This is a genomic window from Frankia sp. RB5, assembly GCF_059816245.1.
Genome location: NZ_JCBATA010000126.1, coordinates 1 through 5,446, shown reverse-complemented (window position 1 = coordinate 5,446; position 5,446 = coordinate 1). Strand labels below are relative to the sequence as shown.

General features: G+C 58.6%; 3 rRNA genes. All 3 read right to left on the bottom strand.

Going from position 1 to position 5,446, the window contains the following annotated elements:
- Window positions 1-5: 5 nt before the first annotated feature.
- Window positions 6-122 (bottom strand): 5S ribosomal RNA (gene rrf / locus AC6EXY_RS32970).
- A gap of 73 nt (window positions 123-195) precedes the next feature.
- A 23S ribosomal RNA gene (locus tag AC6EXY_RS32965) occupies window positions 196-3,300 on the bottom strand.
- Window positions 3,301-3,726: 426 nt separating this feature from the next.
- Window positions 3,727-5,236, bottom strand: a 16S ribosomal RNA gene (locus tag AC6EXY_RS32960).
- Together the 16S, 23S and 5S rRNA genes form the textbook arrangement of a ribosomal RNA operon.
- Between the last annotated feature and the right edge of the window lie 210 nt (window positions 5,237-5,446).

Here is a 5,446-nt window from a genome sequence, read left to right as displayed (position 1 = left end):
TGTAAGTCCGGCGGCGTCCTACTCTCCCACACGGTCCCCCATGCAGTACCATCGGCGCTGAAGAGCTTAGCTTCCGGGTTCGGAATGAGACCGGGCGTTTCCCCTTCGCCAAAACCACCGAAACATCTACAACCATACCACCAGCAGCAAGCCGGCCGCACAGTCAGAACCGCACAGTGGACGCGTAGCACCTTCGAAGACAAGCCCTCGGCCTATTAGTACCGGTCAGCTCCATGCGTCACCGCACTTCCACCTCCGGCCTATCAACCCGATCATCTAGTCGGGGGCCTTACCAGGCTACCCTGTGGGAGACCTCATCTCGAAGCAGGCTTCCCGCTTAGATGCTTTCAGCGGTTATCCCTTCCGAACGTAGCCAACCAGCCATGCCCTTGGCAGAACAACTGGCACACCAGAGGTTCGTCCGTCCCGGTCCTCTCGTACTAGGGACAGCCCTTCTCAAGTCTCCTGCGCGCGCGGCGGATAGGGACCGAACTGTCTCACGACGTTCTAAACCCAGCTCGCGTACCGCTTTAATGGGCGAACAGCCCAACCCTTGGGACCTACTCCAGCCCCAGGATGCGACGAGCCGACATCGAGGTGCCAAACCTTGCCGTCGATATGGACTCTTGGGCAAGATCAGCCTGTTATCCCCGGGGTACCTTTTATCCGTTGAGCGACGGCGCTTCCACAAGCCACCGCCGGATCACTAGTCCCTGCTTTCGCACCTGCTCGACATGTCTGTCTCACAGTCAAGCTCCCTTGTGCACTTGCACTCGACACCTGATTGCCAACCAGGCTGAGGGAACCTTTGGGCGCCTCCGTTACCCTTTAGGAGGCAACCGCCCCAGTTAAACTACCCACCAGACACTGTCCCTGATCCGGATCACGGACCCAGGTTAGACATCCAGTACGACCAGAGTGGTATTTCAACAATGACTCCACCAGAACTGGCGTCCCAGCTTCACAGTCTCCCACCTATCCTACACAAGCCGAACCGAACACCAATATCAAGCTATAGTAAAGGTCCCGGGGTCTTTCCGTCCTGCCGCGCGTAACGAGCATCTTTACTCGTAGTGCAATTTCGCCGAGTCTGTGGTTGAGACAGTGGGAAAGTCGTTACGCCATTCGTGCAGGTCGGAACTTACCCGACAAGGAATTTCGCTACCTTAGGATGGTTATAGTTACCACCGCCGTTTACTGGCGCTTAAGTTCTGAGCCTCGCCCCGAAGAGCTAACCCGTCCCCTTAACGTTCCAGCACCGGGCAGGCGTCACTCCGTATACATCGTCTTACGACTTAGCACGGAGCTATGTTTTTAGTAAACAGTCGCTTTCCCCTGGTCTCTGCGGCCACTCCCCGCTACGGAAGCAAGTCCCTACACGGAAAGCGGCCCCCCTTCTCCCGAAGTTACGGGGGCATTTTGCCGAGTTCCTTAACCACAGTTCACTCGCACGCCTTGGTATTCTCTACCTGACCACCTGTGTCGGTTTAGGGTACGGGCGGCCCTGACACTCGCTAGAGGCTTTTCTCGGCAGCATGGGATCATCCACTTCGCCACAATCGGCTCGGCATCAGGTCTCAGACACACAGAACGCGGATTTACCTACGCCCCGTCCTACACCCTTGCCCCAGGACAACCACCGCCTGGGCTGGACTACCCTCCTGCGTCACCCCATCGCTTGCCTACTACCAGCCAGGATCCCGACCTCACCTGCACATCCCCGAAAGGACACACACGATCGAACCGGTTAGCACAACCAGATTCAGCATTGGCGCGTCAGCGCCGGTACGGGAATATCAACCCGTTGTCCATCGACTACGCCTGTCGGCCTCGCCTTAGGTCCCGACTCACCCTGGGCGGAAAAGCCTGCCCCAGGAACCCTTGGTCATCCGGCGGACGGGATTCTCACCCGTCATTCGCTACTCATGCCTGCATTCTCACTCGTATGGCATCCACGGCTGGGTCACCCCGCCGCTTCACACGCCACACGACGCTCCCCTACCCACGCACACACCTGGACACCAAAGTGCCGGGTAACATGTGCATGCCGCAGCTTCGGCGGTGCGCTTGAGCCCCGCTACATTATCGGCGCGGAATCACTTGACCAGTGAGCTATTACGCACTCTTTCAAGGGTGGCTGCTTCTAAGCCAACCTCCTGGTTGTCTATGCGACTCCACATCCTTTTCCACTTAGCGCACGCTTAGGGGCCTTAGCTGGCGATCTGGGCTGTTTCCCTCTCGACTACGAAGCTTATCCCCCGCAGTCTCACTGCCGCACTTCACTTACCGGCATTCGGAGTTTGGCTGACTTCAGTAAGCTTGTGGGCCCCCTAGGCCATCCAGTGCTCTACCTCCGGCAAGAAACATGCGACGCTGCACCTAAATGCATTTCGGGGAGAACCAGCTATCACCGAGTTTGATTGGCCTTTCACCCCTACCCACAGCTCATCCCCCAGGTTTTCAACCCTGGTGGGTTCGGTCCTCCACACGGTCTTACCCGCGCTTCAACCTGGCCATGGGTAGATCACTCGGCTTCGGGTCTTGGACATGCGACTCAAACGCCCTCTTCGGACTCGCTTTCGCTACGGCTACCCCACACGGGTTAACCTCGCCACACATCGCAAACTCGCAGGCTCATTCTTCAAAAGGCACGCGGTCACCAGACCAAAGTCCAGCTCCCACGGATTGTAGGCACACGGTTTCAGGTACTATTTCACTCCCCTCCCGGGGTACTTTTCACCTTTCCCTCACGGTACTAGTCCGCTATCGGTCACCAGGAAGTATTTAGGCTTAGCGGGTGGTCCCGCCAGATTCACACGGAATTTCACGGGCTCCGTGCTACTTGGGAAAACATTCAGGAGAGACACTGTTTTCGGCTACAGGGCTGTTACCCTCTATGGCGGTCCATTCGCATGACCTTCGCCTAACAGAACCTTTTCTGACTCCTCGACAGTGCGGCAGCACCATCCGAACGCTCCCACAACCCCAACATCGCAACACCTGCCGGCTATCACACGACACTGGTTTAGCCTCATCCGCTTTCGCTCACCACTACTCGCGGAATCACTGTTGTTTTCTCTTCCTGCGGGTAATGAGATGTTTCACTTCCCCGCGTTCCCTCCACATGCCCTATGTGTTCAGGCATGGGTGACAGGATTTAAAGCCCTGCCGGGTTTCCCCATTCGGAAATCCTCGGATCACAGCTCGGTTGACAGCTCCCCGAGGCATATCGCAGCCTCCCACGTCCTTCATCGGCTCCTGGTGCCAAGGCATCCACCGTGCGCCCTTAATAACTTGGCCACAAAGATGCTCGCGTCCACTGTGCAGTTCTCAACGTACGGACGGCCACCAGCCGAACCAGCAGGACCCACCCCCACACCGGAAGACAGGTATCCCACCACAACTGGCCCGCACCACCACCCCCACCACCCACCCCACCAGCCCCGACCCCCACCAGGAGGACCCGAACCAGCAGAACAGACAGCAGAGGCAACGATCAAGGAAGTCCACCTGACTCCCTCAGGACCCAACAGCGTGCCACGAACACCACCCACCACACCCAGGCCCGTTCCACCCCACACAGTGGGAGTACTAGACACCCGGCCGCAGCCAGCAGCATCACATCGTCAGCGTTCCACCCATGAGCAACCAGACCGGCATGCACATCCAGCCCTGGCCCTGGACCAGCCCACCCCCAACAGGACAGACCAGCCAGACGCTCCTTAGAAAGGAGGTGATCCAGCCGCACCTTCCGGTACGGCTACCTTGTTACGACTTCGTCCCAATCGCCGGTCCCACCTTCGACGGCTCCCCCCACAAGGGTTAGGCCACCGGCTTCGGGTGTTACCGACTTTCGTGACGTGACGGGCGGTGTGTACAAGGCCCGGGAACGTATTCACCGCAGCATTGCTGATCTGCGATTACTAGCGACTCCGACTTCACGGGGTCGAGTTGCAGACCCCGATCCGAACTGAGACCGGCTTTTTGGGATTCGCTCCACCTCACGGCATCGCAGCCCTTTGTACCGGCCATTGTAGCATGTGTGCAGCCCAGGACGTAAGGGGCATGATGACTTGACGTCATCCCCACCTTCCTCCGAGTTGACCCCGGCAGTCTCCTATGAGTCCCCGACACGACTCGCTGGCAACATAGGACGAGGGTTGCGCTCGTTGCGGGACTTAACCCAACATCTCACGACACGAGCTGACGACAGCCATGCACCACCTGTGCAGGACCCTTACGGACCCCCCATCTCTGGAGGATTTCCCTGCATGTCAAACCCTGGTAAGGTTCTTCGCGTTGCATCGAATTAAGCCACATGCTCCGCCGCTTGTGCGGGCCCCCGTCAATTCCTTTGAGTTTTAGCCTTGCGGCCGTACTCCCCAGGCGGGGCGCTTAATGCGTTAGCTGCGGCACGGAGGCCGTGGAAGGTCCCCCACACCTAGCGCCCAACGTTTACGGCGTGGACTACCAGGGTATCTAATCCTGTTCGCTCCCCACGCTTTCGCTCCTTAGCGTCAGTTCCGGCCCAGAGACCCGCCTTCGCCACCGGTGTTCCTCCTGATATCTGCGCATTTCACCGCTACACCAGGAATTCCAGTCTCCCCTGCCGGACTCTAGCCTGCCCGTATCGACTGCAGGCCCGGGGTTGAGCCCCGGGTTTTCACAGCCGACGCGACAGGCCGCCTACGAGCTCTTTACGCCCAATAATTCCGGACAACGCTTGCACCCTACGTATTACCGCGGCTGCTGGCACGTAGTTGGCCGGTGCTTCTTCTGCAGGTACCGTCACTCACGCTTCGTCCCTGCTGAAAGAGGTTTACAACCCGAAGGCCGTCATCCCCCACGCGGCGTCGCTGCGTCAGGCTTTCGCCCATTGCGCAATATTCCCCACTGCTGCCTCCCGTAGGAGTCTGGGCCGTGTCTCAGTCCCAGTGTGGCCGGTCGCCCTCTCAGGCCGGCTACCCGTCGTCGCCTTGGTAGGCCATCACCCCACCAACAAGCTGATAGGCCGCGGGCCCATCCCGATCCGATAAATCTTTCCACACCACCAGATGCCCGGCAATGTCATATCCGGCATTAGCCCCGGTTTCCCGAGGTTATTCCAGAGATCGGGGCAGGTTGCCCACGTGTTACTCACCCGTTCGCCGCTAGAAGCCGAAGCTCCCCGCTCGACTTGCATGTGTTAAGCACGCCGCCAGCGTTCGTCCTGAGCCAGGATCAAACTCTCCATCAATGAATGAAGAACCCGGAAAAACCGGGAAAGACCCCAACATCAACACCGCGAAACCGCGATGCTGTACTTGAGTCCAAAGGAATCCCTCACAACCCGACCAGCCACACCCCCACATCCAGCAGGGACACAACCAGACAGACCATGAACGAGGGATAAAACATATTTGGCACTGACAATCGGCACGCTGTTGAGTTCTCAAGGAGCAGGCGC